28 protein-coding genes and 1 pseudogene are annotated in these 25,144 nt (G+C 72.5%); 14 read left to right on the top strand and 15 right to left on the bottom strand.

Features of this window, described 5'->3' with window-relative positions:
* Positions 1 to 27 precede the first annotated feature (27 nt).
* A complete protein-coding gene (locus BN39_RS17880) occupies positions 28 to 2,094 on the bottom strand; it encodes an ATP-dependent DNA helicase (protein WP_051159041.1) in 2,067 nt (688 codons plus the stop codon).
* Positions 2,095 to 2,148: 54 nt separating this feature from the next.
* Positions 2,149 to 2,790, bottom strand: a complete 642-nt coding sequence (locus tag BN39_RS17875) for a GntR family transcriptional regulator (protein WP_040768642.1) — start codon at positions 2,788 to 2,790, stop codon at positions 2,149 to 2,151.
* A 104-nt stretch (positions 2,791 to 2,894) separates the two neighbouring features.
* Between BN39_RS17875 and BN39_RS17870 the strand changes: the two genes are divergently transcribed.
* Positions 2,895 to 4,142 carry an MFS transporter gene (locus BN39_RS17870; protein ID WP_019203814.1) on the top strand — a complete coding sequence of 416 codons (1,248 nt, stop codon included), beginning with the start codon at positions 2,895 to 2,897 and terminating at the stop codon, positions 4,140 to 4,142.
* Here the strand turns inward: BN39_RS17870 and BN39_RS17865 are convergent.
* Positions 4,129 to 5,004 (bottom strand): LysR family transcriptional regulator, encoded by an 876-nt coding sequence (locus BN39_RS17865; protein WP_019203813.1) that lies wholly within the window; start codon positions 5,002 to 5,004, stop codon positions 4,129 to 4,131. The genes BN39_RS17870 and BN39_RS17865 overlap by 14 nt on opposite strands.
* A 70-nt stretch (positions 5,005 to 5,074) precedes the next feature.
* Here BN39_RS17865 and BN39_RS17860 point away from each other — a divergent pair, with 70 nt between their 5' ends.
* From BN39_RS17860 to BN39_RS17850, 3 genes are read left to right on the top strand one after another with little or no spacing between them, the layout of a single operon-like run.
* Positions 5,075 to 5,434, top strand: coding sequence for a nuclear transport factor 2 family protein (locus BN39_RS17860; protein WP_019203812.1), 360 nt, complete (start codon positions 5,075 to 5,077; stop codon positions 5,432 to 5,434).
* Between the two features lie 20 nt (positions 5,435 to 5,454).
* Positions 5,455 to 6,123, top strand: a complete 669-nt coding sequence (locus tag BN39_RS22400; protein WP_019203811.1) for a hypothetical protein — start codon at positions 5,455 to 5,457, stop codon at positions 6,121 to 6,123.
* 44 nt (positions 6,124 to 6,167) lie between these two features.
* Positions 6,168 to 7,334: an oxygenase MpaB family protein gene (locus tag BN39_RS17850; protein ID WP_019203810.1), complete on the top strand. Its 1,167-nt coding sequence runs from the start codon at positions 6,168 to 6,170 to the stop codon at positions 7,332 to 7,334.
* A 34-nt stretch (positions 7,335 to 7,368) separates the two neighbouring features.
* Here the strand turns inward: BN39_RS17850 and BN39_RS17845 are convergent, their stop codons facing one another.
* The 12 genes from BN39_RS17845 to BN39_RS17790 form a co-directional block, all read right to left on the bottom strand.
* Complete coding sequence (locus tag BN39_RS17845) at positions 7,369 to 8,505, bottom strand: glycerate kinase (protein ID WP_019203809.1); 1,137 nt, start codon at positions 8,503 to 8,505, stop codon at positions 7,369 to 7,371.
* Positions 8,506 to 8,513: 8 nt separating this feature from the next.
* Positions 8,514 to 10,334 carry a glyoxylate carboligase gene (gene gcl / locus BN39_RS17840; RefSeq protein ID WP_040768199.1) on the bottom strand — a complete coding sequence of 607 codons (1,821 nt, stop codon included), beginning with the start codon at positions 10,332 to 10,334 and terminating at the stop codon, positions 8,514 to 8,516.
* A gap of 24 nt (positions 10,335 to 10,358) precedes the next feature.
* Positions 10,359 to 11,240, bottom strand: coding sequence for a 2-hydroxy-3-oxopropionate reductase (locus BN39_RS17835; protein ID WP_019203807.1), 882 nt, complete (start codon positions 11,238 to 11,240; stop codon positions 10,359 to 10,361).
* On the bottom strand, positions 11,241 to 12,071 hold the full coding sequence (locus BN39_RS17830; protein ID WP_019203806.1) for a hydroxypyruvate isomerase family protein: 831 nt from the start codon (positions 12,069 to 12,071) through the stop codon (positions 11,241 to 11,243).
* A gap of 165 nt (positions 12,072 to 12,236) precedes the next feature.
* Positions 12,237 to 13,628 carry a nucleobase:cation symporter-2 family protein gene (locus tag BN39_RS17825; protein WP_019203805.1) on the bottom strand — a complete coding sequence of 464 codons (1,392 nt, stop codon included), beginning with the start codon at positions 13,626 to 13,628 and terminating at the stop codon, positions 12,237 to 12,239.
* Between the two features lie 13 nt (positions 13,629 to 13,641).
* Positions 13,642 to 14,547, bottom strand: coding sequence for a factor-independent urate hydroxylase (gene pucL / locus BN39_RS17820; protein WP_019203804.1), 906 nt, complete (start codon positions 14,545 to 14,547; stop codon positions 13,642 to 13,644).
* A gap of 5 nt (positions 14,548 to 14,552) precedes the next feature.
* Complete coding sequence (gene uraH, locus BN39_RS17815; protein ID WP_019203803.1) at positions 14,553 to 14,897, bottom strand: hydroxyisourate hydrolase; 345 nt, start codon at positions 14,895 to 14,897, stop codon at positions 14,553 to 14,555.
* Complete coding sequence (gene uraD / locus BN39_RS17810; RefSeq protein WP_019203802.1) at positions 14,894 to 15,433, bottom strand: 2-oxo-4-hydroxy-4-carboxy-5-ureidoimidazoline decarboxylase; 540 nt, start codon at positions 15,431 to 15,433, stop codon at positions 14,894 to 14,896. The genes uraH and uraD overlap by 4 nt, the downstream gene beginning before the upstream one ends.
* A 176-nt stretch (positions 15,434 to 15,609) precedes the next feature.
* Entirely contained in the window at positions 15,610 to 15,981 is a 372-nt protein-coding gene (locus BN39_RS17805; protein ID WP_019203801.1) for a helix-turn-helix domain-containing protein, read from the bottom strand.
* Complete coding sequence (locus tag BN39_RS17800; RefSeq protein WP_019203800.1) at positions 15,974 to 16,216, bottom strand: thiamine-binding protein; 243 nt, start codon at positions 16,214 to 16,216, stop codon at positions 15,974 to 15,976. Before BN39_RS17800 ends, BN39_RS17805 begins: the two co-directional genes overlap by 8 nt.
* 101 nt (positions 16,217 to 16,317) lie before the next feature.
* A complete protein-coding gene (locus BN39_RS17795) occupies positions 16,318 to 16,884 on the bottom strand; it encodes an isochorismatase family protein (protein ID WP_019203799.1) in 567 nt (188 codons plus the stop codon).
* On the bottom strand, positions 16,881 to 18,197 hold the full coding sequence (locus tag BN39_RS17790) for a nicotinate phosphoribosyltransferase (RefSeq protein WP_040768197.1): 1,317 nt from the start codon (positions 18,195 to 18,197) through the stop codon (positions 16,881 to 16,883). Before BN39_RS17790 ends, BN39_RS17795 begins: the two co-directional genes overlap by 4 nt.
* An 18-nt stretch (positions 18,198 to 18,215) precedes the next feature.
* Between BN39_RS17790 and clpS the strand changes: the two genes are divergently transcribed.
* The 10 genes and pseudogenes from clpS (at position 18,216) to BN39_RS17740 (ending at position 25,120) form a co-directional block, all read left to right on the top strand.
* Positions 18,216 to 18,545, top strand: a complete 330-nt coding sequence (gene clpS, locus BN39_RS17785) for an ATP-dependent Clp protease adapter ClpS (protein WP_081586148.1) — start codon at positions 18,216 to 18,218, stop codon at positions 18,543 to 18,545.
* A complete protein-coding gene (locus tag BN39_RS17780) occupies positions 18,546 to 19,154 on the top strand; it encodes a DUF2017 domain-containing protein (protein WP_019203796.1) in 609 nt (202 codons plus the stop codon). It begins immediately after the preceding gene.
* A gap of 28 nt (positions 19,155 to 19,182) precedes the next feature.
* Positions 19,183 to 19,611, top strand: coding sequence for a Mov34/MPN/PAD-1 family protein (locus BN39_RS17775; protein ID WP_019203795.1), 429 nt, complete (start codon positions 19,183 to 19,185; stop codon positions 19,609 to 19,611).
* Positions 19,611 to 19,883: a MoaD/ThiS family protein gene (locus BN39_RS17770; RefSeq protein ID WP_019203794.1), complete on the top strand. Its 273-nt coding sequence runs from the start codon at positions 19,611 to 19,613 to the stop codon at positions 19,881 to 19,883. The genes BN39_RS17775 and BN39_RS17770 overlap by 1 nt, the downstream gene beginning before the upstream one ends.
* Before the next feature lie 7 nt (positions 19,884 to 19,890).
* Positions 19,891 to 20,865, top strand: coding sequence for a PLP-dependent cysteine synthase family protein (locus tag BN39_RS17765; RefSeq protein ID WP_019203793.1), 975 nt, complete (start codon positions 19,891 to 19,893; stop codon positions 20,863 to 20,865).
* Between the two features lie 49 nt (positions 20,866 to 20,914).
* Positions 20,915 to 21,536: pseudogene (locus BN39_RS17760) on the top strand (rhomboid family intramembrane serine protease).
* 28 nt (positions 21,537 to 21,564) lie between these two features.
* Entirely contained in the window at positions 21,565 to 22,326 is a 762-nt protein-coding gene (locus tag BN39_RS17755; RefSeq protein ID WP_040768631.1) for a cyclic nucleotide-degrading phosphodiesterase, read from the top strand.
* A gap of 101 nt (positions 22,327 to 22,427) precedes the next feature.
* A complete protein-coding gene (rph, locus tag BN39_RS17750; RefSeq protein ID WP_019203790.1) occupies positions 22,428 to 23,210 on the top strand; it encodes a ribonuclease PH in 783 nt (260 codons plus the stop codon).
* On the top strand, positions 23,207 to 23,839 hold the full coding sequence (locus tag BN39_RS17745; protein ID WP_019203789.1) for a non-canonical purine NTP pyrophosphatase: 633 nt from the start codon (positions 23,207 to 23,209) through the stop codon (positions 23,837 to 23,839). Before rph ends, BN39_RS17745 begins: the two co-directional genes overlap by 4 nt.
* 27 nt (positions 23,840 to 23,866) lie before the next feature.
* On the top strand, positions 23,867 to 25,120 hold the full coding sequence (locus tag BN39_RS17740; protein WP_051159040.1) for an LCP family protein: 1,254 nt from the start codon (positions 23,867 to 23,869) through the stop codon (positions 25,118 to 25,120).
* The last annotated feature ends 24 nt before the right edge of the window (positions 25,121 to 25,144 follow it).

Genomic DNA, 25,144 nt, shown 5'->3' with positions numbered 1-25,144 from the left:
GTTGCTTCCGAACCGTTCCGGGCCCGGTCAGGTCGCGGACAGCCGCTGCAGAGCCGCGACCGCGGTGTCGCGGCTCGCCGTCTCCCAGAACGGAGGGAGGGAGGCGCGCAGGAAGCCGCCGTAGCGGGCGGTCGCGAGGCGCGAATCGAGCACGGCCACCACGCCGCGGTCCTCCGTCGACCGGAGCAGCCGGCCCACGCCCTGCGCGAGCAGCAGCGCGGCGTGCGTCGCGGCGACCGCCATGAAGCCGTTGCCGCCGCGCGATTCCACGGCCCGCTGGCGCGCCGTGAGCAGCGGATCGTCGGGGCGCGGGAAGGGGATTCGGTCGATCAGCACCAGCGACAGGGACGGCCCGGGGACGTCGACGCCCTGCCACAGGCTGAGGGTGCCGAACAGGGAGGTCGCGGGGTCCGCCGCGAAATCGCGGACCAATTGCGCGGTGTTGCCCTCGCCCTGGCAGAGGACGGGCGTGTCGATGCGCTCGCGCAGCGCCTCCGCGGCGGCCTTGGCGGCGCGGGTGGAGCTGAACAGTCCCAGTGTGCGTCCGCCTGCCGCCGTGATGAGCTCCTCGATCTCGTCGAGGAGCGCGGGCGAGGTGCCGTCGCGGCCGGGCGGCGGCAGCTTGGTCGCGACGTAGAGGATCCCGGACCGGCCGTAGTCGAACGGCGAGCCCACATCGATGTGGCTCCACTCGATCTTCGCGTCGGGCTTCTTCCCGGTGGCGAGGTCCGGGTCGCGCTCGGCCACGGCGCCGTCGCTGCGCGGCAGCCCCCAGGAACCGGCGACGGTGTCGAACGCGCCGCCCACGGCGAGGGTCGCGGACGTGAGCACGACGGTCGACTCGCCGAACAGACGTGAGCGCAGCAGGCCGCCGACGGAGAGCGGGGCGACGTACAGCGAACGGCGGAAGCCGCCGCCGCGGACGGGGACGTCGGCGGTCCACACCACGTCGCGGCGCTTGGCCTCGTCGGGCTCGTCGAACGCGGTGAGCACCCGGACGGCGGTGTCGTGCACGTCGTCCAGCGCGGTGAGCGCCGCGCTGCGGGCGGCCGCCGCGTCGGAATCGAGGTTCGCGCCGCGCGCGGGGCCGACGGCGGTGCGTACCGCCCAGGCCGCATCGCGAACGGCGGCGAGGGCGGGGCCGGCACCGTCGGGCAGCCCGAGCCAGCGCCGCGTGCCGGACGCGTCCAACAACTGGGTCAGCCCCTCCGACGCGGCCACGAGGGAGTCCGCGATCTCCTCCTCCACGAGCTTGCCCGCGCGCCGCGCGGCGGCGGCGACCGCGGGCCCGGTGAGCTCCGCGGTGGCCACCGAGGTCACCCGGTCCACCAGCTCGTGCGCCTCGTCGACGATCACGGCATCGTGCTCGGGCAACACGTTGACCTCGGTCATGGCGTCGATCGCGAGTAGCGCGTGGTTGGTGACCACCACGTCCACCTGTCCCGTGCGTTTGCGCGCCGTCTCCGCGAAGCAGTCCTGCCCGTAGGTGCAGTTGGTGGCACCCAGGCACTCGCGTGCGCCCACGCTGACCAGCCGCCACGACTGATCGGTGACGCCGGGCTTGAGCTCGTCCCGGTCACCCGTCTCGGTGTCGCTGCTCCACTCCCGCACGCGCTTCATCTCCCGCCCCAGGCGCGACGCGGCGAACGGGTCGAAGAGCTCCTCGCTATCGGGTTCCGAGGCCACCGAGCTGTGCAGCTTGTTGAGGCAGAGGTAGTTACCGCGGCCCTTGAGGATGGCGAACTCGGGCTCGCGGCCCAGGCTCTTCTTCAGCGCCTTCGCCAGGCGCGGCAGGTCGCGGTCCACGAGCTGCTGCTGCAGGGCGATGGTCGCGGTGCTCACGACCACCGTCGTGCCCGTGGTCACGGCGTGCCGGATGGCGGGCACGAGGTAGGCCAGGGATTTACCGGTGCCGGTGCCGGCCTGCACGGCGAGGTGCTCGCCGGTGTCGAGGGAGTGCGCGACGGCCGCGGCCATGCGCACCTGGCCCTCGCGCTTGCTTCCGCCGAGTGCGTCGACCGCGGTGTCCAGCAGTTTCGGCACGATCGGCGGTTCGGTCACCGCGGGGAGTCTACCGGGGCGGGGATGCGCCATCCGGCAGCGCCGCCGGGCGGTGCGTCGCCGCTCCGGCGGTGCGGGGCGGCCCGGTCAGAGGCCGGTGCCGTAGCTGTCGCGCTGGTGGTCGTCGAGGAGCCGGACGAACTCGAGCCAGTCGCCGGCGACGGCCGCGTCGAGCACGGCGCGGTGCGCGGCGAGCACCTGGTCCGGGTCGGCGGTGATCGTGCCCCGGTGGTGGGTGAGGGAGAACCGCTGCCGATCGCGCAGCCGCGCGTAGGTGGTGGTCATCGCGGAGTTCCGGGCCAGGTCGACGAACGCGCTGTGGAACCGGATCGCCGTCTCCGCGAAGGCGCCGAAGTCGCCCGAGCGCAGGGCCTGCTCCTGCTCGATCATGTTGGCCTCCAGGCGATCCGACAGCGCGCGGCGGCCGGCCTCGTCGGAGTGGAACACGCCTGCGGACTCCAGGGCCAGGCGCAGCTGGGCGGATTCGCGGATCTCCTGCGGGGAGAGTCCCTGCACCTGCGCGCCGCGCTGCGGGTAGATGCGCACCCAGCCCTCGTCCTGCAGGCGGGTGAGCGCGGCCCGGACGGGGGTGCGGCTCATCTCCAGGTCGGCGGCCAGGGTGTTCTCGCTGAGCATCGTCCCCGGCTCGTGGTCGCCGCGCAGGATCGCGTCGCGGATGCGGGCGTGCGCGCGCTCCGCCGCGGTGGCGGCGCCCTCGGCACGCGGCATGAACACTCCTTCGCTCGCGGGGGTCGTCCCCGGATCCGCCGGACCACTGGACGGTACCCCGACTAGTGGGATACAACTAGGATACAAGTAGACGGGAGCGGATCATGGCCGAGGGCGGCGCTGACGCGGACACGACGGTGCGGGAGCGGGTGCAGCGGCGCACCCTGGCGGTCGTGATGGTGGGGCAGGTGCTCGGCGGCGCCGGCCTCGCCGCCGGCGTCACGGTGGGGGCGCTGCTGGCGCAGGACATGCTGGGGACGGCGGCGATGACCGGGGTGCCGGTGGCGCTGTTCACCTTCGGATCCGCGCTCGCCGCCTACCTGGTGGGCCGTGTGAGCCAGAGGTCGGGCCGGCGTTCCGGCCTCGCGGCGGGCTTCGCCGCGGGCGGGATCGGGGCCGCGGGCGTGGTGCTCGCCGCCGCGATCGGGAGCGTGCCCCTGCTGTTCGCTTCCTTCCTGGTGTACGGGGCCGGAACCGCGACCAACCTCCAAGCCCGGTACGCCGGAACGGATCTCGCGACGCCAGAGCGACGCGCCACCGCTGTCAGCCTGGCGCTGGTCTCCACGACGCTCGGGGCCGTGGCGGGCCCGAATCTCGTCGCGCCGCTCGGCTCCCTGGCGGAACGCCTGGGGTTGCCCGCGCTCGCGGGCCCGTTCCTGCTCGCCGCCGTGGCCTACACCGCGGCCGGCGCCGTGGTGTTCGCGCTGCTCCGCCCGGACCCGCTGCTGCTGGCCCGCGCGATCGCGCCCGCGGCGCCCGCCGCCGCGGACGGCGGCGCACCGGCGGGCGTGCGCCCCGCGGCGTACCTCGGCGCGGCGGTCATGGTGATCACCCAGGTCGGCATGGTCGCCGTGATGACCATGACGCCGGTGCACATGCAGGCCCACCACCACGGCCTCGGCGCGGTGGGCATGGTGATCGGACTGCACATCGCCGGGATGTACCTGCCCTCGCCCGTCACCGGGCTGCTCGTGGACCGGGTGGGCCGGATCCCGATGGTCGTGGCGTCCGGGGTGGTGCTCGCGATCGCGGGCGTGCTCGCGGCGGTGGGGCCGGGCGAGTCCCTGTGGGCGAACATCGTGGCGCTCGTGCTGCTCGGCATCGCCTGGAACCTCGGCCTGGTGGCCGGGACCGCGCTCGTGGTGGACGGGACCGACCTCCCCGCGCGGGCGCGCACCCAGGGCGCGATCGACGTGCTCATCGCGCTGGCGGGCGCGGGCGGCGGGCTCGCGTCGGGCGCCGTGGTCGCGGCGTGGACCTTCCCCGCCCTCGGGTTCGGGGTGGCCGCGCTGACGCTCCTCGCGTTCGGCGTCGCCTTCGCCGCGTGGCGGCCCGCTCCTACCGCGGCGTGAGCCCGTCCAGGAGCGCGCGCCCCATCGACGCGGCGGCGGCGGACGGCGCGGCCCGGGTGGCCAGGGACAACTGCGTGCGGGCGGACCGGGCGAGCGCCACCGTCGCGACGCCCGCGCGCCCGCCCGCCATCGACTCCGTGAGCACGGCGGCGCCCGCCCCGCGCTCCGCGAGCGCCATCAGGGCCTCGGGCGAGTGGGCCTGGACCTGCGGCCGCACGAGGATGCGCTCCGCGGCGGCCGTGATGTCGAGGGCGGTGCGCACGCCTGTCCCGGGCGGCAGGCACAGCACCGTCGTTCCCGCCAGGTCCGCGCAGGTCACGGAATCTCCACCGGCCCAGTCGTGCCCGTCGGGCACCACGACGGCGAGCGGCTCCCGGATCAGGGTGTGACCGCGCACCCCGTCCGGGAGCGGGCGGGCGTGGGCCACGAGGGCCACGTCGAGCCGGCCCGCGGCGAGATCGGCCAGCAGATCGTCGGAGTTCCCCTCGGCGACCTCGACGGTGACCCCCGGGTGGCGGGCGCGGAAGTCGGCGAAGCCCGTGAGGTAGCCGGGGATCGTGCAGCCGATCACCGTGCCCAGCCGGACGTGCCCGCGGACCACACCGGTCAGCTCGTCCGCGGTGGCGCGGACGGCCTCGACGGCGGCCTGCGCGGCGCGCGCGTGCGGGAGCAGGGCGCGCCCCTCGGGCGTCAGGCCGACGGTGCGCCCGCCCCGGTCCAGCAGCCGGTGCCCGAGTTCGCGTTCGAGCTTCGCCACCTGTGCGCTGACGCCGGACTGGCTCACGTGCAGCGACTGGGCCGCGGCGGTGAAGGATCCGAGGTCGGCGACTGCGACCAGGTAGCGCAGCTGGTGGAGCTCCATAACCATTGATGCTAGCTCGTAGCTGATTCAGCTGTTGGACTTCTGGTGCTGGGCGGAGCACCGTGGAGTCATGACCGAGAACATGACACCCCGCCAGATCGCCGAGCTCTACTTCCAGTGCTGGGAGGCAAAGGATTTCGAACCGCTTCGGCCCCATCTCGCCGCCGATTGCGCGTTCTCCGGCGTCTTCGGCACCGCGCACGGTCCCGACGAGTTCCTCGCCGGTCTGGGCGGCATGGCGGGGGCCACCGACGCCCTCGCGGTGCGCGCCCGGGTGGCCGACGAGACCGACGTGATCACCTGGTTCGACCTGTCGATGGGCGGCGCGCCGGCCACGCCCGTGGCCAACTGGACGCACGTCGAGGGAGGGCTGATCACCGCGGTCAACGTCACCTTCGACCCGCGCGAGATCCTGGCGGCGTCGGCCTGATCCGCCGATAGGCTGGGGGCGTGACAGCACCCGACGGCCGCCGCTACAACGGGGCCTCCGCCGACGCGCGCCGCGCGGAGCGTCGCGCGAGGTTCCTCGACGCCGCGCTCACCGTGGCCGCCCGCGACGGCGCGGCCGCGGTGAGCGCGCGTTCGCTCTGTGCCGAATCGGGCCTGCACGCCAGGTATTTCCGCGAATCCTTCGATGCCGCGGGGCAGGCGCTCGGGGAGGCCTTCGACGAGGTGATCGCTGAGCTGATGCGCACCGTCGGCGAGCAGATCGCCGCAGTCCCCGCGGACGCGCCGGATCCGATCGCCGCCCGGGTGCGAGCGGGCGTACGGGCGTCGTTCGCCGCGCTCGAGGACGACCCCCGCCGGGGAGTTCTGCTGACCGGGGCCGACGGCGTTCCCGAGCTCCTGGCGCGGCGCGAGGCCCTGGTGGACACCCTCGCCGCCGCGATGGCGGCGCAGGCGCTCGAGATCCTGGACGATCCGCCGACGCCCGGGGAGGCGCTGCTGTCCGCGCGGCTCACGGCGATGGGCGCCGTGGCGCTCGGGGTCGCCACCAGGACGGGGCGGGTGGCGGCTTCGAATCGGGAGGTGGAGGAGATCATCGTCGCCTCGATCCTGGGGAACAGGAACCTCAAGGACACGTTGCGCCTGGTCAGGGGGGTGGACGCGCCGCTCTGAAGTTCTGGCTACACAGTGTGGCCAGATTGGGTTACGCTCGGGCCATGACCATCGAGACACCCCGGCGGTTCGACCGCGACCCGAAGTGGGCCGAGGGGTCCACGCGATCGCTGCGCGTGCTGCAGAAGGACCGGCGCCCGTTCACCGCGGACGAGATCGAATGGGCCCGCGCCGGCGTGGGCCGCGGCGATGAGCTCGGCAACCGCCTGGCGCGCGCCATGATCGACGACCGGGCCTTCACGATGCGCGACGTCGACGCCGCGATCGCCGCCGGGGAGACGGAGATCCCCGCGCTCCGGGGGCTGCTCGATGCGGTCGGGCCGGCGGCGACGCCGGGCTGGGTGGACCACGCGGCGTGCGAGCGCGGCGCGGCGGTGTGCCGGCGGGCGGGCTCCCTCGGCCTCGACGTGCTGGCGACCGCGTCCCTCATGACCGGCTACACCACCTCGGCCACCACCCGCCAGCTCGTCGCCACCGGGCGCCTCGTCGACGGTGTGGACCGTCGCATCCACGAGACCACGCAGTGGTGGTCCGAGATCATCGCTCCGGGCGGCGCCATGCGGCCGTACCGCTCGGGATGGCGTGCGGCCGTGAAGGTCCGGGTCGTGCACGGGCTCGCGAACACCACCCTGGAGCGCCGCGCGGACTGGGACCGCGCCGAATGGGGCGAGCCGATCAACCAGTCGGATCAGCTCGGCACCCTCGGGCTGTTCTCCACGACCTTCCTGCTGGGCGTCCGGGCGCTCGGGATGCCGGTCACCGACGCCGAGGGACGCGACGTGATGGCGCTGTGGCGGTACGTCGGCTGGCTTCTGGGCATCGACGAGGCGGTACTGCCCGCGACCGAGGGAGAGGGCCGGCGCCGGATGGTGCAGATCGGCCAGTACGCGCCGGGTCCGGACGCCGATTCCGCGGTCCTGGGCCGCGCGTTGTACGGCAATTGGGGCCGCCACGAGTACCCGGTGCTGGGCGATCTGCGGCGCAGGTTCTACCAGCGATACCTCGGCAGCCTGGAGGGCGTGTTCGCCGGACCGTCGGGACTGCGCTCGCTCGGCCTGCCGCAGGAACTGCCCTGGGCCGTGCCGGTCGCGTGGGTCAACCACGCGCCGTTCCAGCTGGCCGCGCGGGTCTCGCCCAGGGCCCGCCGGTGGGCGACGGTCCGCGGTGAGCGCCAGATCGCGGGGTGGCTCGAGCGGAACCGTCCGCGCTGACCGGGGCCCGGCGGCACGGCGGGCCCCGCGCCGATCAGGCCCCGGCGGCCCGGCCGCCGGCGCCCGCGGCGATGGCGCGCCCGATCCGGCGGAGCAGGGGAGCGGCGTCCGCCATCGACCGCGCCGGATCGGGCTCGATCTGCGACAGCGCCAGCACCCGCCGGAACCCGGCGTCGTGGACCTGCTCCGCGCTCAGCGTGGAGCGGCCGGCCACCGCGATCACGGGGACGCCGGCACGCCGGGCGGCCGTGGCGACGCCCATGGGCGCCTTGCCGTACAGCGTCTGATCGTCGAGGGACCCCTCGCCGGTGATCACCAGCTCCGCGCCGGCGAGTTTGCCCGCGAAATCGGTGATCTCGAGGACCACCTCCACACCGGGCCGGGGTGTCGCGCCGAGGACGGCCATCGCCCCGAACCCGGTGCCCCCGGCCGCGCCCGCGCCCGGGGTGTCCCGCAGGTCCCGCCCGGTGGCCTCGGCGACCCGGTCCGCCCACGTGGCGAGGGCGGAGTCCAACAGCGCCACATCGCCCGACGTCGCGCCCTTCTGCGGGCCGTACACCGCGGCGGCGCCGCGGTGACCCAGCAGCGGGTTGTCCACATCGCACGCGAGGCGGAACCGTGCGTCCCGCGCCGCGGGCAGCAGCCCGGACAGGTCCACCGACTCCGCGCCGGCCAGTGCGCCGCCGCCCGGCGGGAGCGGCGCACCGTCGGCCCCGGACACCGCGACCCCGAGGGCTTGCAGCATCCCGGCCCCGCCGTCGGTGGACGCGCTGCCGCCGAGCCCGATGAGCACGTCGCGCGCACCGTTCTCCAGCGCGTCCCGGATCACCGTGCCGAGCCCGAAGGTGGTGGACCCCAGCGGTGCCGGTACCCCGTCCGGCAGCAGCTCGAGACCCACGGACGAGGCCAGCTCCACGACGGCCCGGTCGCCCCGCCGGGCGTACGAGGCCGTGTGGGCGCGGCCCGTGGGGCCGGAGGTCGGCACGTCCACCCGGTCCCACCCGGCGGCCACGGCGGCGGCGACGGTGCCGTCCCCGCCGTCCGCGATCGGGGCGCGCAGGCAGGTCCAGTCCGGCGCGACGTCGGCGATGCCGCGCGCGAGGGCGTCCACCACCTTCTCCGCGGTGAGCGAGCCCTTGAACTTGTCGGGCGCCAGCAGCACTGTGGTCACGACCGCCCCTAGTCGAGCAGGAGCAGGGCCGTGGGGGCGTCCGTGCCGACCGTCGCGAGATCCTCGAACTCGGCCACGTTGTCGAGTTCCGTGCCCATCGCGATGTTGGTGACCCGCTCCAGGAAGATCTCCACGACCACCGGGACCTTGTGCTCACGAGCCATGGACCGGGCGCGCGTGAGGGTGTCGGCGATATCGGCCGGGTCGGTCACGCGCAGCGCCTTGCACCCCAGGCCCTCGGCGACCTTCACGTGATCGACGCCGTACCCCTTGGGCGCCAGCGGCATCGGGTCCGATCCGGTGGTGCTGTGGGCGTCGTCGGCATCGGCGTTGATGTTGTCGAAGCCCAACTGCACGCAGAAGTCCATGTCGAAGGCCCGCTGCGCCTGGCGGATCAGGCCGAGGTACGAGTTGTTCACCACCACGTGAACGTAGGGCAGGTTGAACTGCGCCGCCACCGCCAGCTCCTCGATCATGAACTGGAAGTCGTAATCGCCCGAGAGCGCCACCACGTCGGCCTGCGGATCGGCCTTGACCACGCCGAGCGCGGCCGGGATGGTCCAGCCCAGCGGGCCCGCCTGCCCGCAGTTGATCCAGTGCCGCGGCTTGAACACGTGCAGGAACTGCCCGCCCGCGATCTGCGAGAGGCCGATGGTGCTGACGTAGCGGGTGTCCCGCCCGAACACGCGGTTCATCTCCTCGTACACCCGCTGCGGCTTCACCGGAACGTCGTCGAAATGGGTGCGCCGCTGCATGGTCCGCTTGCGCTCGGCGCAGTCCGCGACCCAGGCGGAGCGGTCCGCCAGGGTGCCCGCGGCGCGGCGATCCCGGGCCACGGCGATCAGTTGGTCGAGCGCGGCGCCCGCGTCGGAGACGATGCTGTAGTCCGGCGGGAAGACGCGGCCGATCTGCGTGGGGTCGATGTCGACGTGCACGAACGTCCGGCCCTCGCGGTAGGTGTCGAGACCGCCGGTGTGCCGGTTGGCCCAACGGTTCCCGATGCCCAGGACGAAGTCCGAGGCCAGCATGGTCGCGTTGCCGTAGCGGTGCGCGGTCTGCAGTCCCACCATGCCCGCGGCGAGGCGGTGATCGTCGGGAATCGTGCCCCAGCCCATGAGGGTGGGGATCACCGGGACGTCCAGCAACTCCGCGAGTTCCACGAGCCGGTCCGAGGCGTCGGCGTTGATGATGCCGCCGCCCGCCACGATGAGCGGCCGCTCCGCGGCCGCCAGCATGTCCAGCGCCTTCTCGGCCTGCGCGCGCGACGCGGCGGGACGGTGCACGGGGAGCGGTGTGTAGGTGTCCGGGTCGAACTCGATCTCGGCGAGCTGCACGTCGATGGGCAGATCGATGAGGACGGGACCGGGCCGACCCGAACGCATGAGGTGGAAGGCCTGGGCGAACACGCCCGGGACCTGGGCGGGCTCCAGCACGGTCACGGCCATCTTGGTGACGGGCTTCGCGATCGACGCGATGTCGACGGCCTGGAAGTCCTCCTTGTGCAGCCGGGCGACGGGGGCCTGGCCGGTGATCGCGAGGATCGGGATGGAATCGGCCATCGCCGAGTACAACCCGGTCACCATGTCCGTGCCCGCGGGGCCCGAGGTGCCGATGCACACGCCGATGTTGCCGGCCTTCGCTCGGGTGTAGCCCTCGGCCATGTGCGAGGCGCCCTCGACGTGCCGGGCGAGCACGTGGCCGATGCCGCCGTGCGCCCGCAGGGCGGCGTAGAAGGGGTTGATCGCTGCTCCGGGAACGCCGAACGCCTGTGTGGCGCCCTCCAGTTCGAGGATCTTCGCCGCGGCTTCGGCGGCACGCATACGAGCCATGTCTGTACTCCAGGGGGTGAGGGTCTAGCGGGTGCGCCCGGACAGGCGCTCGACGCCCTGCAGCAGGGCGGAATGGTCGAGGCCGCCGTCGCCGTTGGCGCGGGCGGAGGCCATCAGCTGTGCGACGACCGCGCCGAGCGGCGCGACCACGCCGGCCTCGCGGGCGGCCGAGGTGACGATGCCGAGATCCTTGTGGTGCAGGTCGATCCGGAAGCCGGGCTCGAACTCCCGGTCCAGCATCTTCTGCGCCTTCTGGTCCAGGACCGCCGAGCCGGCGAGACCACCGCCGAGCACGCGGACCGCGGCGTCGGTGTCCACGCCGTAGGCCTCCAGGAACACAACGGCTTCGGCGAGCAGCTGGATGTTCCCGGCCACGATCAGCTGGTTTGCCGCCTTGACCGTCTGGCCGGAGCCGTTCGGCCCCACGTGCACGATGGTCTTGCCGACCACGTCGAGCACGGGCCGCGCCGCTGCGAAGTCCTCGGGGGAACCGCCGACCATGATGGAGAGGGCGGCGTTCACGGCGCCGGCCTCGCCGCCGGACACCGGCGCGTCGATCAGCCTGAGGCCCTTGGCCTTCGCCTGCTCCGCGAGATCGGCGGTGACATCGGGACGGATGCTGGAGAAGTCGATGATCAGGGCGCCCGCGGGGGCGTTGTCGAAGACGCCGCCCTCGCCCGCGAGCACCTGCTGCACATCGGGCGAGTCCGGCACCATCACGGCGACGATCTCCGCATCGGAGACGGCCTCGGCGATCGAATCGGCGGCGCGTCCGCCCGCGTCGACGAGCGGTTTCACGCGCTCGGGGCTGCGGTTGAACCCGGTCACGGTGTGGCCGGCCTCGGCCAGGTGCACGGCCATGGGGCTGCCCATGATTCCGAGACCGATGAAGGCGATGGAGCTCATCTACTGATCCTTTCCGGAGGTCGAGAAGGCGGCGCCGCTGCGCTGGGACGCCGGCAGCCAGGCGAACGGATCCGGCTGGGACTGCTTGTATTCGAGGCCGACGTAGCCGGTGTAACCGACGTCGGCGAGGTGCCGCAGGTGTGCGTCGAGATCGAGGTCGCCGGTGCCCGGTTCGCCGCGGCCGGGGGCGTCCGCGATCTGTACGTGGCCGATCGAGGACGCGTGCGCGTCGATGGCGGCGGCCACGTCGTCCCCGTTGACCTGCAGGTGGTAGAGGTCGGCGAGCAGCCGCAGGGAGTCCGTGCCGTGGTCGGTGCGCACCCGGTCGATCACGCCGGCGGCGTCGGCGGCGGTCTTCAGCGGGTACAGGGGCGCGCCGCTCACGGGCTCGATCAGCACCACCGCGCCGATCCGCGCCGCGGCGGCGCCCGCGGCGGCGAGGTTCGCGGCTGCGAGCTCGTCCTGCTCCTCGACGGCCACGCCGTCGATCCTGTTGCCGTACAGGGCGTTGAAACCCGGCGTGCCGAGGCGCTCACCGATCCCGACGGTCACGTCGATGTTGTCCCGGAACTCGGCGGCGCGGCGCGGATCCGACAGGATCCCGCGCTCCCCGGCGGGCATGTCGCCGGCGGCGAAGTTGAGACCGCTCAGCCGGACCCCGGCGTCCTCGACGGCGCGGACGAAGGCGTCCACGTCCCGATCGGACGGGACGGCCGAATCGAACGGCCACCAGAATTCGACGGCGTCGAATCCGGCGTCGCGCGCGGCCCGCGGCCGGGACAGCAGGGGTATGTCGGTGAGGAGGATCGAGCAGTTGACCGTGTACTTCATGGAGTGCTCCTTCGGCGACGGGGAGGGGCGTCGCGGAGGTCTGGCGAGGGGAACGATGGGCGGGCGGTGGCGTGCACCGCGAAAACTTCCGCAGATTGGAAAGTTCTATTCCGCACAATGGAATTATTGCAAGTGACGGCGGTCACGTCAAGGGGTCGGACCGACCTACTTCTCGTCCGCGCCGGCCGGGGAGTTGCCGCGCTCGTCGGGCGCGGCGGCGAACACCGAGACGTCCGCCCGGTTGCCCGCCTTGACCTCGTTGAACAGGACGTTGAGCACGACCGCGACGACGGCGGCGGCGCAGATGCCCGAGTGCATGATGGTGCCGACCGTGGTGGGGAACTCGTCCCAGAACTTCGGTGCGGCGACGGGCACGAGCCCCATGCCGATCGCCGTCGCGACGATCACCATGTTGAGGTTTCCGTCGTAGTTCACCCGGGACAGCGTGCGGATGCCGCTCGCGGCGACGGAGCCGAACAGAACCAGGCCGGCGCCGCCGAGGACGGGGTAGGGGATCGCCGCGACGACGCGGCCCACGACGGGCAGCAGGCCGAGGAGGCCCAGGATGACACCGCCCATGGCCACCACGTAGCGGCTCTTGATCCCCGTGAGGGCCACCAGGCCCACGTTCTGCGCGAAGGCGCTGCAGGGGAAGGCGCCGAACAGCGGCGCGACGGCGGTGGACGCCATGTCGGCGCGCAGGCCGTCGGCCACCCGCCTCCGGTCCACCGGCGTGCCCACGATCTCGCCGATGGCGAGGATGTCCGCGGTGGTCTCGGTCATGATCACCAGGATCACGATCGTCATCGAGACGATGGCGCCGATCTGGAACGTGGGTGTGCCCCAGTGCAGGATCGGCGGCACCGCGAAGAACGGCCCGTCGCCCACCTTGGAGAAGTCGACCCGGCCGAGCACCGCGGCCACGGCGGTGCCGAGCACGATGCCGATGAGGATCGACAGCCGGGAGATCGCGCCCTGGAAGACGCGGCTGATCACCAGGATGATGAGCACCGTGAGTCCGGCCAGGCCGATGTTCGCCATGGAACCGAAGTCCTTGGCTCCCTGACCGCCCTGGGCCCAGGTGAAGGTGACCGGCAGCAGCGAGAGCCCGACCACGGTGATGATCGTGCCCGTCACGACGGGCGGGAAGTAGCGCACGAGCCGGGCGAAGACCGGCGCTATGGCCAGGCCGATGAGGCCGGCCACGATGATCGCGCCGAAGATGGGGCGCACCCCGCCCTGGTTGCCGATCGCCACCATGGTGGACACGCTCGCGAACGAGAGGCCCTGGACGATGGGTAGTTTCGCGCCGAACGGACCGATCCCGATGGTCTGCAGGATGGTGGCGAAGCCGCTGACGAACAGGCCCGCGGTCACGAGCAGTCCGACGTCGGTCGCGGACAGGCCGGCCGCCGTGCCCACCACCAGCGGCGGGGCGATGACGCCGCCGTACATCGTGAGGATGTGCTGGAGGCCGTAGACCAGGAGGCGGCCGAACGGGAGCTTCTCGTCCTCGGGGCGCGCGGGCGCCGCCGAGTCGGGAGGGTGCGTCGTCATCTCCGCTCCCTCCTCAGCAGAATCCGGGGACGCCGTGCCACGCCGAGCCCGCGTCGGAGGCGTCGTCGCGGACGACGCTCGCCTCGATCAGGCCGTACGGGCGATCCGCCGCGATGAAGACCTCGCCGGGGTTCTCCACGTCGAAGGGCGAGAGATCCACCAGGAAGTGGTGCTTGTTGGGTGCGGAGAACTTGATCTCCGCGACTTCGGGATGCTGTTCGAGCACGGCCTCGCCCATGCCGTAGAGCGTCTGCTGGAGTGCCTTGCTGTGGATCTCGGCGAAGCGCTGGAGCATGATCGCGCGGATCGAGTCGAACGACTTGTCCCAGTCCACCTCGGTGTGGTCGTAGCGCCATTTGGCGACCAGCGACGTGGCGAGGATCCGGTCGTCGGTCTCCTGCAGCGTCGTGTACTTGTCCTTGAGGAAGCCGTGGAACTCCGACCCGGTCGACTTGAGCAGCGTGAGGTCGTGGATGCCCGAGACCACGTGCGCGCGCCGGTCGCTGCCGCGCCCGTCCACGTTCACGACGGTCGAGCGCACGCCGCCGCCCGAGCGGACGAAGGCGTGGTCGTGGCCCGCACCGTCGACCTGGATGCGGTCCCACGGGTACTCGTGCACCTCGATGCGCGCGCCGTCGGCGTTCGGGGTGGAGTCGATGAAGTGGCCGCCGAGCGTGAGGGCGTAGTCCTCGATCGCGCCGACGCCCTTCTCCTTGGCGAAGCAGAAGGCCGTGTTCTTCTGGGTGTCGGTCGGCAGCACCGCGGCCTGGTCGCCGCTGATGTGCGCGTCGGTGAAGTCGCCGCGGAGGGCGGAGGAGACGTTGAGGTCGCGGATGCTGTGCCGCGCGGTGTCGCGGTGGATCCGCACGACGCGGTTCTCGGCCTTGCCGTACTGGTTGGGGCCCAAGTGGATCGCCATGATGGTCAGCTTCCTTTGTAGGAGGAGTAGGAGAACGGGCTGAGGAGGAGGGGGACGTGGTGATGCGGGATCGCACCGTCGTGCTGGACGAGGAGGAACGTGATGGCCACCTCGGGGAAGAAGTTCGCCTGGCCGGTGGCCGCGGCGTACGCGGCGGTGTCGAACGTGAGCCGGTAGGTGCCGGCGCAGAGGTCGTCCGGGCCCAGATCGCGGACCCGGCCGTCGTCGTCGGTGACGGCCTCGGCCAGCACCGTCGGCGGGCCCGGGGAGAGCCGTTCGAACCGCACGGGGACCCGCGCGGCGGGCCGGCCGAGCGCGGTGTCCAGGACGTGGGTGGTGACGGTGCTCATGACTGCCTTCCGTTGAGCGGTTCTGCCTGTGGGAGTGCGTCCTCGGCCTCGAGTACCCGCGCCAGCCGGCGCAGCGCGATGCCGCGCAGCTCGCCCGCCACCTCGCGCGCCTCGGACTCCGGGTCGTTCTCGAGGCGCCGGTGCAGCGATGCGAGGACGGTGGCCGCGTCGAGTCCGGCCGCGTTGATCAGGAAGACGCGGTCGAACCGCTCCTCGTACGCGCGGTTGCCCTGCAGCAGAGCCTCCTGGGTCGCGTCGTCGGTGGCGACGCTCGACTGCTCCCTGCGGGACCAGGCGGCCTCCGTCGAACGGCCTCCCGCTCGCTCGCCGATCCGCGGGTGGGCGGCGAGCGCTCGCGTCACGTCGTCAGCGGCGAAGCCGTTCGCGGCGGTCCCGGCCGTACGGAGGGCGGCGTCGATACTCGGATACGGGCGTGCCGCGAGCACGGTGTCCGCCCACGCCGGCACGTCGCAGCATGCGAGGAGGGTCGGCCGGAGTTCGGCCGCGACCGCGGAATTGAACTCATCGAGGTCCATTTGACCTGCCTTCTTTCGGTCTGCGGAACAAAACTTCCACTAGTCGAAGGATGACATGTGACCCCGGTCACGTCAACACTTTGTTGAAAATCGGCGGCTGCCGACGTCTCGCGGCCGGGTCTGCCACGGGTGCGGGCGACGTTAGCGGACCGGCCGCGACGGCGCGCGGCGAGCGGTCAGGCGCGGATCCGGTTGAGGTAGTTGTAGACGGTGAACCGGGTCACGCCCAGGGCCTCGGCGACCGTCTCCGCCGATTTCCGGTAGGCGAACGCCCCGCGCTCCTCCAGAAGGCGCACCGCGCGCTGCTTCTCCTGCCGGTCGAGCCCCTTGAGGGGGCCGCCCAGCTCGTCCGCAACGCCGGTCAGCAGCGATTCCAGATCGCCCGCCGACGCCGTTGCGGACGGCAGGCGGACCCCGCCGACGGTGCTGCCCTCCCACACCAGGGGCACGTCGCCGCCGCGCATCTCCTCGGGGGCGACGATCCGTCCCTCCATCCGGTCGACGAGTTCGCGTACCGCCTCGACCAGCGGATGCGCACGCTCAGTCATCGGACCGGTCGATCTGGATCGTGATCCGGGTCGCGCCGTTCTCGAACGCCGCCGCCAATGCCTCGCGGAGCGCGTCCAGCACCGCTGCGGCGTCGCCGTCGACGGACGTACCCAGCGGCCCGAAGTCGTGCGCCACTCCGGCGGCACGAACCGCTTCGACGGCGTGGACGGCGTGCGTGGGCACCTCGCCCTCGCCGTGGAAGGGCTCCGAGGTGAATTCGGCGGTCAAGCGCATACGGGCAGCGTAACCCCGGCCCGGCGCCGAGGCCGTGGCCCGGCCGCTCCCCGGGGCGGATTCCGCCGCGCCGAGGTGGCGACGGCCCACACGGACGGCAGTCAGACCACGGTGATCCCCGCGGCGACGAACTCCGCCAGGGCGGCGCGGGTGGAATCCGGTGCGACACCGGCGGTGTAATCCGCGAGCACGCGCACCGTGAGGCCTGTTGCGACGGCGTCGAGCGCCGTGGCACGCACGCAGTGATCGGTCGCGATCCCCACCACGTCGACAGATGTGATCGAATGCCCGGCAAGCCATTCCGCGAGTGCGGCCCCGTCGGCGTCGTGGCCCTCGAAACCCGAGTACGCCGCCGAATAGGCGCCCTTGCTGAACACCGGGACCCGCAGCGGCAGCCGCAGGTTCGGGTGGAACTCGGCGCCCGCGGTGCGCGCCCGGCAGTGCACCGGCCAGGAGTCCACGAAATCCGGTGCGGCGGAGAAGTGCGCGCCCGGATCGATGTGCCAGTCCCGGGTGGCGACCACGGTGGGGTAGGCCTCCAGGAGGTCGTCGTGGATGCGCCGCGCCAGCCGCGCGCCGCCGTCCACGGCGAGGGATCCGCCCTCGCAGAAGTCGTTCTGCACGTCCACCACGACGAGCGCGGCGCCCCGGCCGCCGCCGGCCGTCACGAGTTCGCCTCGTAGCGCGTGGGAACCGCGGGCTCGCCGTGCGAGAGGCCGAGGCCCTCCCACGGGAGTGAGACCAGCGCCGTGCGCAGGTGCGCGCGAGCGTCCTCGAGGCCGGGCAGGCCGTCCACCTCGGTGCCGCCCCGCACCATCGGGATCTGCAGCTCCGTCGGCGTGAGCCGGGCCGGCACCGCCGGCGTACCGCCACGCGGGTAGAGCACCTCCTCGACGATGGTGCCGGTGCTCTTCGCCAGGCGCACGGCGCGCTTCTCGCCGCCCAGGGTCTCCTTGTGCGAGCTGCGTTTCGCGACCGGCAGCCCGTCCACCTCGACCAGCTTGTAGACCATCCCGGCCGTGGGCGCTCCCGAACCCGTGACCAGCGAGGTGCCCACGCCGTACACGTCGATCGGTTCGGCCCGCAGGGCGCCGATCGCGTACTCGTCGAGGTCGCCCGAGACCACGATCTTCGTCCCGGTGGCGCCCAGCTCGTCCAGCTGGGTGCGCACCTGCCGGGTGATGATGCCGAGGTCGCCCGAGTCGATCCGCACGCCGCCCAATCCGGGGCCGGCCGCCCGCACGGCCCGGTTCACGCCCTCCGTGATGTCGTAGGTGTCCACCAGCAGCGTGGTCCCCGGCCCCTGCGCGGCGACCTGGGCGGCGAACGCCCCCTCCTCGTCCGGCCCGTCGGCGCCCGTGTGCAGCAGGGTGAACGCGTGCGCCGCCGTACCGCCCGACGGGACGCCGTACGTGCGGGCCGCCTCCATGTTCGAGGTCGTCGCGAACCCGGCGATGTACGCGGCTCGCGCCGAGGCGACGGCCGCCTGCTCGTGCGTGCGGCGCGTGCCCATCTCGATCAGCGGACGCCCCGCCGCCGCCGACACCATGCGCGCGGCGGCGGAGGCGATCGCGCTGTCGTGGTTGAGGATCGAGAGGAACAGGGTCTCCAGCAGCACGCCCTCGGCGAAGCTGGCGCGAACCGTGAGGATCGGCGATCCGGGGAAGTACAGCTCGCCCTCGCGGTAGCCGTCGATCTCCCCGGTGAACCGGTAGTCGGCCAGCCAGGCCAGGGTGTCCGGGTCCAGGAAACGCTCGGCGATCGCCAGCTCGTCGGGACCGAACCGGAACCGGGACAGCTCGTCGAGCACGCGGGCCGTGCCGGCCACCACGCCGTACCGCCGGCCCGCGGGCAGGCGCCGCGCGAACACCTCGAACACGCATGGTTTGTGCGCGGTTCCGTCGCGCAGGGCGGCGGCCAGCATGGTGAGCTCGTACTGGTCCGTCAGAAGCGCGGAACTCCCTCTTACATCCACGGTCACACTGGGTACCCTAGAACCATGAGTGACAGCAGCGCAGCCGCCCCGGGTACCCCGGGCGTGAGCGGGCAGCCGGGCTCGGCGGCGGTCCTCGAGCGCAAGACCCAGGAGGCGGTCGACAAGCCCTGGGTCACCGTGGTCTGGGACGATCCGGTGAACCTGATGTCGTACGTCACGTTCGTGTTCCGGAAGCTGTTCGGCTACAGCACCGCCAAGGCCAAGGAGCTGATGATGCAGGTCCACACGGAGGGCAAGGCCGTGGTCTCCTCGGGCGACCGGGACAAGGTCGAGGGCGACGTCCGCAAGCTGCACGCGGCCGGGCTGTGGGCGACGATGCAGCGCGACAGCTGAGTGCGTAACTGGCAGGCGAAGCGAGGCGTACGCGGCGATGTCCGCTTCGTCTCGAAGATGGATGCCGAAGAGGTCGGGCTGGTGCACTCGCTCGTGGGGTCGCTGCTCGAGCTCCTCGACGAGCGGGAGGACAGCGCCCCGCACGACGACCTGGCGGAGCTGACGGGGCTGCGCACCGGGCACTCCGAGCCGCCCGCGGAGAGCGTGCTGCGGCGCCTCCTCCCGGACTTCTACAAACCGGGTGCCGACGCCCCGGGGGCGAAGGACGCCCCGTCGGGTGAGTTCGCCCGAGATCTCAACGGCGCGCTCCGCTCGCTCAACGAGCCCGAGGTGATCGACGCCAAGCGCGACGCCGCGCAGACGGTGCTCGCGACGCTCCCGGACGGGTCGGGCACCGTCTCGCTCACCGAGGAGGAGGCGCGGGACTGGTTGACCTGCATCAACGACCTGCGCCTCGCGCTCGGGACCCTGCTCGGGATCACCGCGGACCAGCCTGACGGGCCGGCCTCCGAGGACCCCGCCCGCGCCGGCCACGTCGACGTCTACCACTGGCTCTCCGCCATGCTCGACGTGCTGGTCTCGGTGATGCTGGACCGCGAACCGGAATAGGGCCCGGCCCGGCGCGGTTGTTCCGGACGTGACCGAGACCGGCCTGCACATCCGCCGCGACCTGGTGGACGCGATGATCGCCCACGCGCGTCGCGATCACCCCGACGAGGCGTGCGGCGTGATCGCCGGACCCGAGGGGGCGGACCGCCCCGAGCGCCTGATCGAGATGATCAACGCCGAGCGCTCGCCCACGTTCTACCGCTTCGACTCCGGCGAGCAGCTGCGCGTGTGGCGCGGCATGGACGACGCCGACGAGGAGCCCGTCGTCATCTACCACTCGCACACCGCCACCGAGGCGTACCCCTCGCGCACCGACGCGAAGTTCGCGTCCGAGCCCAACGCGCACTACGTGCTCGTCTCCACCCGCGACGAGCTCGGCCCCGACGCCGAGGTGCGCAGCTACCGCATCGTCGATTCCGTGATCACCGAAGAGCCCGTCCACATCCTGGAGGTCTGATGTCCGTCACCGTGTCCATCCCGACGATCCTGCGCCCGCTCACGGGCGACCGGAAGCGGGTGCCCGCCGACGGCGCCACGCTCGGCGCCGTCATCGAGGACCTGGAGACCCGGCACGCCGGGCTCAAGGACCGCCTGATCGCCGACGGCCGGCTGCACCGGTTCGTCAACGTCTACGTCGACGACGAGGACGTGCGGTTCACCGGCGGCCTGGACACCCCCGTCGCCGACGGCGGCACCGTCACGGTGCTTCCGGCCGTCGCCGGCGGATAGGGCCCCGGTGGCCAGGTTCGACTCGCTGCTCGACTCCCTCGGCGGGACGCCGCTGGTCGGGCTCCCGCGCCTGTCGCCCCGCTGGGACGAGGGCGACGACGGTGCGCCGCACGTCCGGCTGTGGGCCAAGCTCGAGGACCGCAACCCGACGGGATCCGTCAAGGACCGCCCGGCGCTGCGGATGATCGAGGAGGCCGAGCGCGACGGCCGGCTGCGGCCCGGGGACACCATCCTCGAACCCACGTCGGGCAACACCGGGATCAGCCTGGCGATGGCCGCGAAGCTCAAGGGCTACCGCCTCGTCTGCGTGATGCCCGAGAACACGTCGGCCGAGCGCCGTCAGCTGCTCACCATGTACGGCGCGGAGATCATCCCGTCGCCCGCCGCGGGCGGCTCCAACCGCGCCGTCGCCGAGGCGAAGACGCTCGCCGCCGAGCACCCGGACTGGGTGATGCTCTATCAGTACGGCAACCCCGCCAACGCCGCGGCGCACTACGCCGGCACCGGGCCCGAGCTGCTGGCCGACCTCCCGGAGGTCACCCATTTCGTCGCGGGCCTCGGCACCACGGGCACGCTCATGGGCACCGGCCGGTATCTGCGCGAGCGCGTCCCGGGAGTGCAGATCGTCGCCGCGGAGCCGCGGTACGGCGAACTCGTGTACGGGCTCCGGAACCTCGACGAGGGCTTCGTCCCCGAGCTGTACGACGAGTCCGTCCTCGACCGACGGTTCTCGGTGGGCGCGTACGACGCCGTGCGGCGCATGCGGCAGCTCATCGACGACGAGGGGATCTTCGCCGGCGTCTCCACCGGCGGAGTGCTGCACGCGGCCCTCGGTGTGGCGAACAAGGCCCTGACCTCGGGTGATCGCGCTGATGTGGCGTTCGTGGTGGCCGACGGCGGGTGGAAGTATCTGTCGACCGGCGCGTACGACGGTAGCGTGGAAGACGCGGAAGAAGCCCTGGAGGGCCAGCTCTGGGCGTAGGCGAGGAGGCCGCCATGACGATGTCGAAGCCCGACGGGGCGCCGTCGAAATCGGTGGGGGCCCGGATCGTCGGGAACAACCTCGGGCGGGCCGCGATCACCGTCGCCGTGTTCGTCGCCGCGCTGTGGGCGATCGAGGGGGTCGACACCGTGCTCGGCAACTCGCTCGACCACTGGGGCATCGAGCCCCGGGAGGGCGGGGGACTGCGGGGGATCGCGATGGCGCCTCTGCTGCACGGCGGCTGGTCGCACCTGGCCGCGAACACCGTGCCCGCGCTCGTCCTCGGCTTCGTCGGCCTGGCGGCCGGCGCCGGCCGGTTCATCCTGGCCACCGCCGTCATCTGGGTCTTCTCGGGTGTGGGCGTGTGGCTCACCGGCGCCGACAACACCGTCGTCGTCGGTCTGTCCGGCGTGCTGTTCGGCTGGACCACCTACCTCGTGCTGCGCGGCCTGTTCACGCGGCGCCCGCTAGACCTGATCGTGGGGCTGGTGCTGGCGGTGATCTACGGCGGCATGCTGTGGGGCGTCCTCCCGGGGCAGGCCGGGGTCTCCTGGCAGGCGCACCTCTGGGGTGCGGTGGGCGGCGTCCTCGCCGCGATCCTGCTGGGACGCCGTCGTGGCGGGAGATCGAGATCGGTCGATTCCCGTCAGGTCGGCGCGATCGCCTCATGACGATCGCGGATCTGGCAGCATGAGCGGCATGCGACTCACCATCCTCGGGTGTTCCGGCAGCGTCGGCGGTCCGCAGGCGGCCTGTTCCGGATATCTCCTGCAGGTGGACGGGCACGAACCCGTGGTCATGGATTTCGGGCCCGGGGTGCTGGGTGAGCTGCAGCAACGCGTGGATCCGAACGAGGCGACGATCATGCTGTCGCACCTGCACGCGGACCACTGCCTCGACGTCCCGTCCCTGCTGGTGTGGCGCCGGTATCACCCGACGCCCGCCACGGGCCGCGCCCGGCTGATCGGTCCGGCGGACACGCCCGAGCGGATCGGCCGCGCGTCCGCCGAGACCGCGACGATGCTCGACGACGTCTCCGACACCTTCGACTTCACTCCGTGGACGGAGGGGGAGGACCACGCGATCGGTGGGTTCACGGTGCGCCCCTTCCGCATGTTCCATCCGCCCGAATCGCACGGACTCCGGATCACCGCGCCCAGCGGGCGCGTGCTGGCCTACACGGGCGACACCGGGGTGTGTGACAACCTCGTCGAGCTGGCCCGCGGCGCGGATGTGCTGCTCGCCGAGGCCAGCTGGACCCACGACCCCGAGAATCGCCCGCTGGGCGTGCACCTCTCCGGATACGAGGCGGGGCAGGCCGCGGCGGACGCCGGAGTCGGGCGTTTGCTGCTGACCCACATCCCGCCGTGGACGTCCCGGGAAGAGGTGCTCGCCGAGGCGCGGTCCGTGTACGACGGTCCCGTCGCCGCGGTCACCAGTGGCGACGTCTTCGAGATCTGACGGAGGCCCCGCCTGTTCCGCGCCGCGCCGACGGTGCTCCGTCGGCGTGCCGACGATCGGGCCCGCTCGCTGCGCTCCGGTCGCAGGGATAGGCTGGGGCCGTGAGCAGACGCGCAGACGGTAGGGCCGACGACGAACTCCGCCCGGTCACCATCACCCGGGGCTTCACGCAGAACCCCGCGGGCTCGGTGCTGGTGGAGTTCGGAAACACGAAGGTGCTGTGCACCGCCAGCGTCGAGCTGGGTGTCCCGGGGTGGCGCCGCGGCTCCGGTCAGGGCTGGCTGACCGCCGAGTACGCGATGCTGCCCGGCGCCACGCACGAGCGCAGCCGCCGCGAGTCCACCAAGGGCAAGGTCGGCGGCCGCACCCACGAGATCTCCCGCCTGATCGGGCGGTCCCTGCGCGCCTGCATCGACCTGGCCGCGCTGGGGGAGAACACGATCGCCATCGACTGCGACGTGCTCCAGGCCGACGGCGGCACCCGCACCGCCTCCATCACCGGTGCGTACGTCGCGCTGTGCGATGCGGTCACCTACCTCGGTGCCGCGGGCAAGCTCAGTGACCCGCAGCCCATCTCGTGCGCCATCGCCGCGGTCTCCGTGGGCGTGGTCGACGGCCGCGTGCGGCTGGACCTGCCGTACGAGGAGGATTCGCGCGCCGAGGTCGACATGAACGTGGTCGCCACGGACACCGGCACCCTCGTCGAGGTGCAGGGAACGGGCGAGGGCGCCACCTTCGCGCGCACCACGCTCGACTGGATGCTGGACTCCGCGGTCGCGGGCACCGAGAAGCTGTTCGCGGTGCAGAAGGAGGCGCTCGCCGCGCCGTACCCCGGCGAGCTGCCCGAGGCCGACGGCGAACCGAAGAAGAAGTTCGGGCAGTGAGCCCCGCCTCCCGGGTTCTGCTCGCCTCGCGGAACGCGAAGAAGCTCAACGAGCTCCGGCAGGTGGTGGCCGACGCCGGCATCGACGGGATCGAGATCGTCGGGCTCGACGAGGTGGCGCCGTTCGAGGAGCTCCCCGAGGACGCGCCGTCCTTCGAGGGCAACGCGCTCATCAAGGCGCGGCAAGGCTTTCGCGAGGCGGGGATCCCCTGCCTCGCGGACGACTCCGGGATCTGCGTCGACGCGCTGAACGGGATGCCGGGCGTCCTCTCCGCGCGCTGGTCCGGCCGGCACGGCGACGACCCGGCCAACACGGCGCTGCTCCTCGCGCAGCTCGGCGACGTCCCGGACGAGCGCCGCGGCGCCGAATTCGTCTCCGCGTGCGCCCTCGTCGGCGGCGAGGGAGATGCCGGCGAGGTCACCGTGCGGGGCACCTGGCGCGGCGTGATCCTGCGCGCCGAGCGCGGTGCGGGCGGCTTCGGCTACGACCCCGTGTTCCTGCCCGATGGATCGGACCGCACGGCGGCCGAGATGGAACCCGGCGAGAAGAACGCCGTCAGTCACCGCGCCCGGGCGCTCGCGCAGCTGGTCGAACCGCTGCGCGCCCTCGCGGCGCGCGTCCCCGAGTAGGCGGTGCGCGCGCGGTAACGTCGACGCGTGAAGCGCAGACCGTCGGGGTTCCGTGGTGGCCGGGTGGCCCTCACGTTGCTGTCCGTCCTCGTTCTCGCGGTGACCGGAACCATCTGGTGGAGTACCAATCTGGTGATCGGCGGATTCGACGTCTCGCGCGCACTGGCTGAGGCCAAGGTGGCGAAATCCACGGGCGGGGCGGCGAACATCCTGGTGATGGGGCTCGACAGCCGCAAGGACCGCAACGGCGACGATCTGCCCGCCGACGTGCTCCAGCAGTTGCACGCGGGCGACGGCAGCAACGGCGGGTACAACACGAACACGCTGATCCTGCTGCACGTCCCGGCTGACGGGAAGAAAGTGGTCGCCTTCTCCATCCCGCGTGACGACTACGTCTCCCTGGTGGGCGTGAAGTCCCGGGAGAAGGGCAAGATCAAGGAGGCCTACGGCCTGCGCAAGGCCGAGGTCGCCGATCAGCTGGCCGCGCAGGGCGTCAGCGGCCGCGACCTCGAGGAGCAGAGCCGCGAATCCGCCCGCGCCGCCACCCTCGCCACCGTCGAGCGGCTCGTGGGCGTGCCCATCGACCACTTCGCGGAGGTCAGCCTCGTGGGGTTCTACGACCTCGCTAAGACGCTGGGCGGCGTCGAGGTGTGTCTGAACAACCCGGTGCGGGACGGCTATTCGGGCGCCGCGTTCCCCGCGGGACGGCAGAAGCTCAACGCCGCGCAGTCGCTAGCCTTCGTGCGCCAGCGTCACGGCCTCGCCGACGGCGACCTCGACCGCACGCACCGGCAGCAGGCGTTCATCGCGGGCGTCATGGTGCAGCTGCAGAAGCAGGGCGTGTTCTCGGACGTGCGGAAGCTGCAGTCGCTCATCTCCGTCGCCCAGCAGGACGTGGTGGTGTCCGACGGATGGGACCTGGAGCAGTTCGCGCGGCAGGTGGGTCAGATCGCCGGCACCGACCTCACGTTCACGACGCTGCCCGTCACCGGGTACGCGAACGTCGGGGATCAGGCGGTGAATCTCGTGGACGCCAAGGCGATACGAGCCCAGGTGCAGAAGGCGTTCGGCCAGTCGATTCCGGACCCCGCGGACGAGGAGGAGTCCACATCCACCTCGCCCGCCGCGGACGCGCCGAAGCAGGTGGGCTACACCGAGGCAGCGGCCCCGGCGACCACGTCGGCACCCGCGACCACGCCGGTCGGCCCCACCGTTGCACCGGGGCCCACACCCGACGCGGGCACCACCCTCCGCGGCGGCGAGATCCCCTGCGTGGACTGATCTGTCGCGGCCCCGGTCCGCACG

Source organism: Tsukamurella sp. 1534 (assembly GCF_000312385.1).
GTDB lineage: Bacteria > Actinomycetota > Actinomycetes > Mycobacteriales > Mycobacteriaceae > Tsukamurella.
The sequence above is the reverse complement of the archived record's forward strand: the minus strand, read 5'-3'. Positions and strand labels throughout refer to the sequence as shown.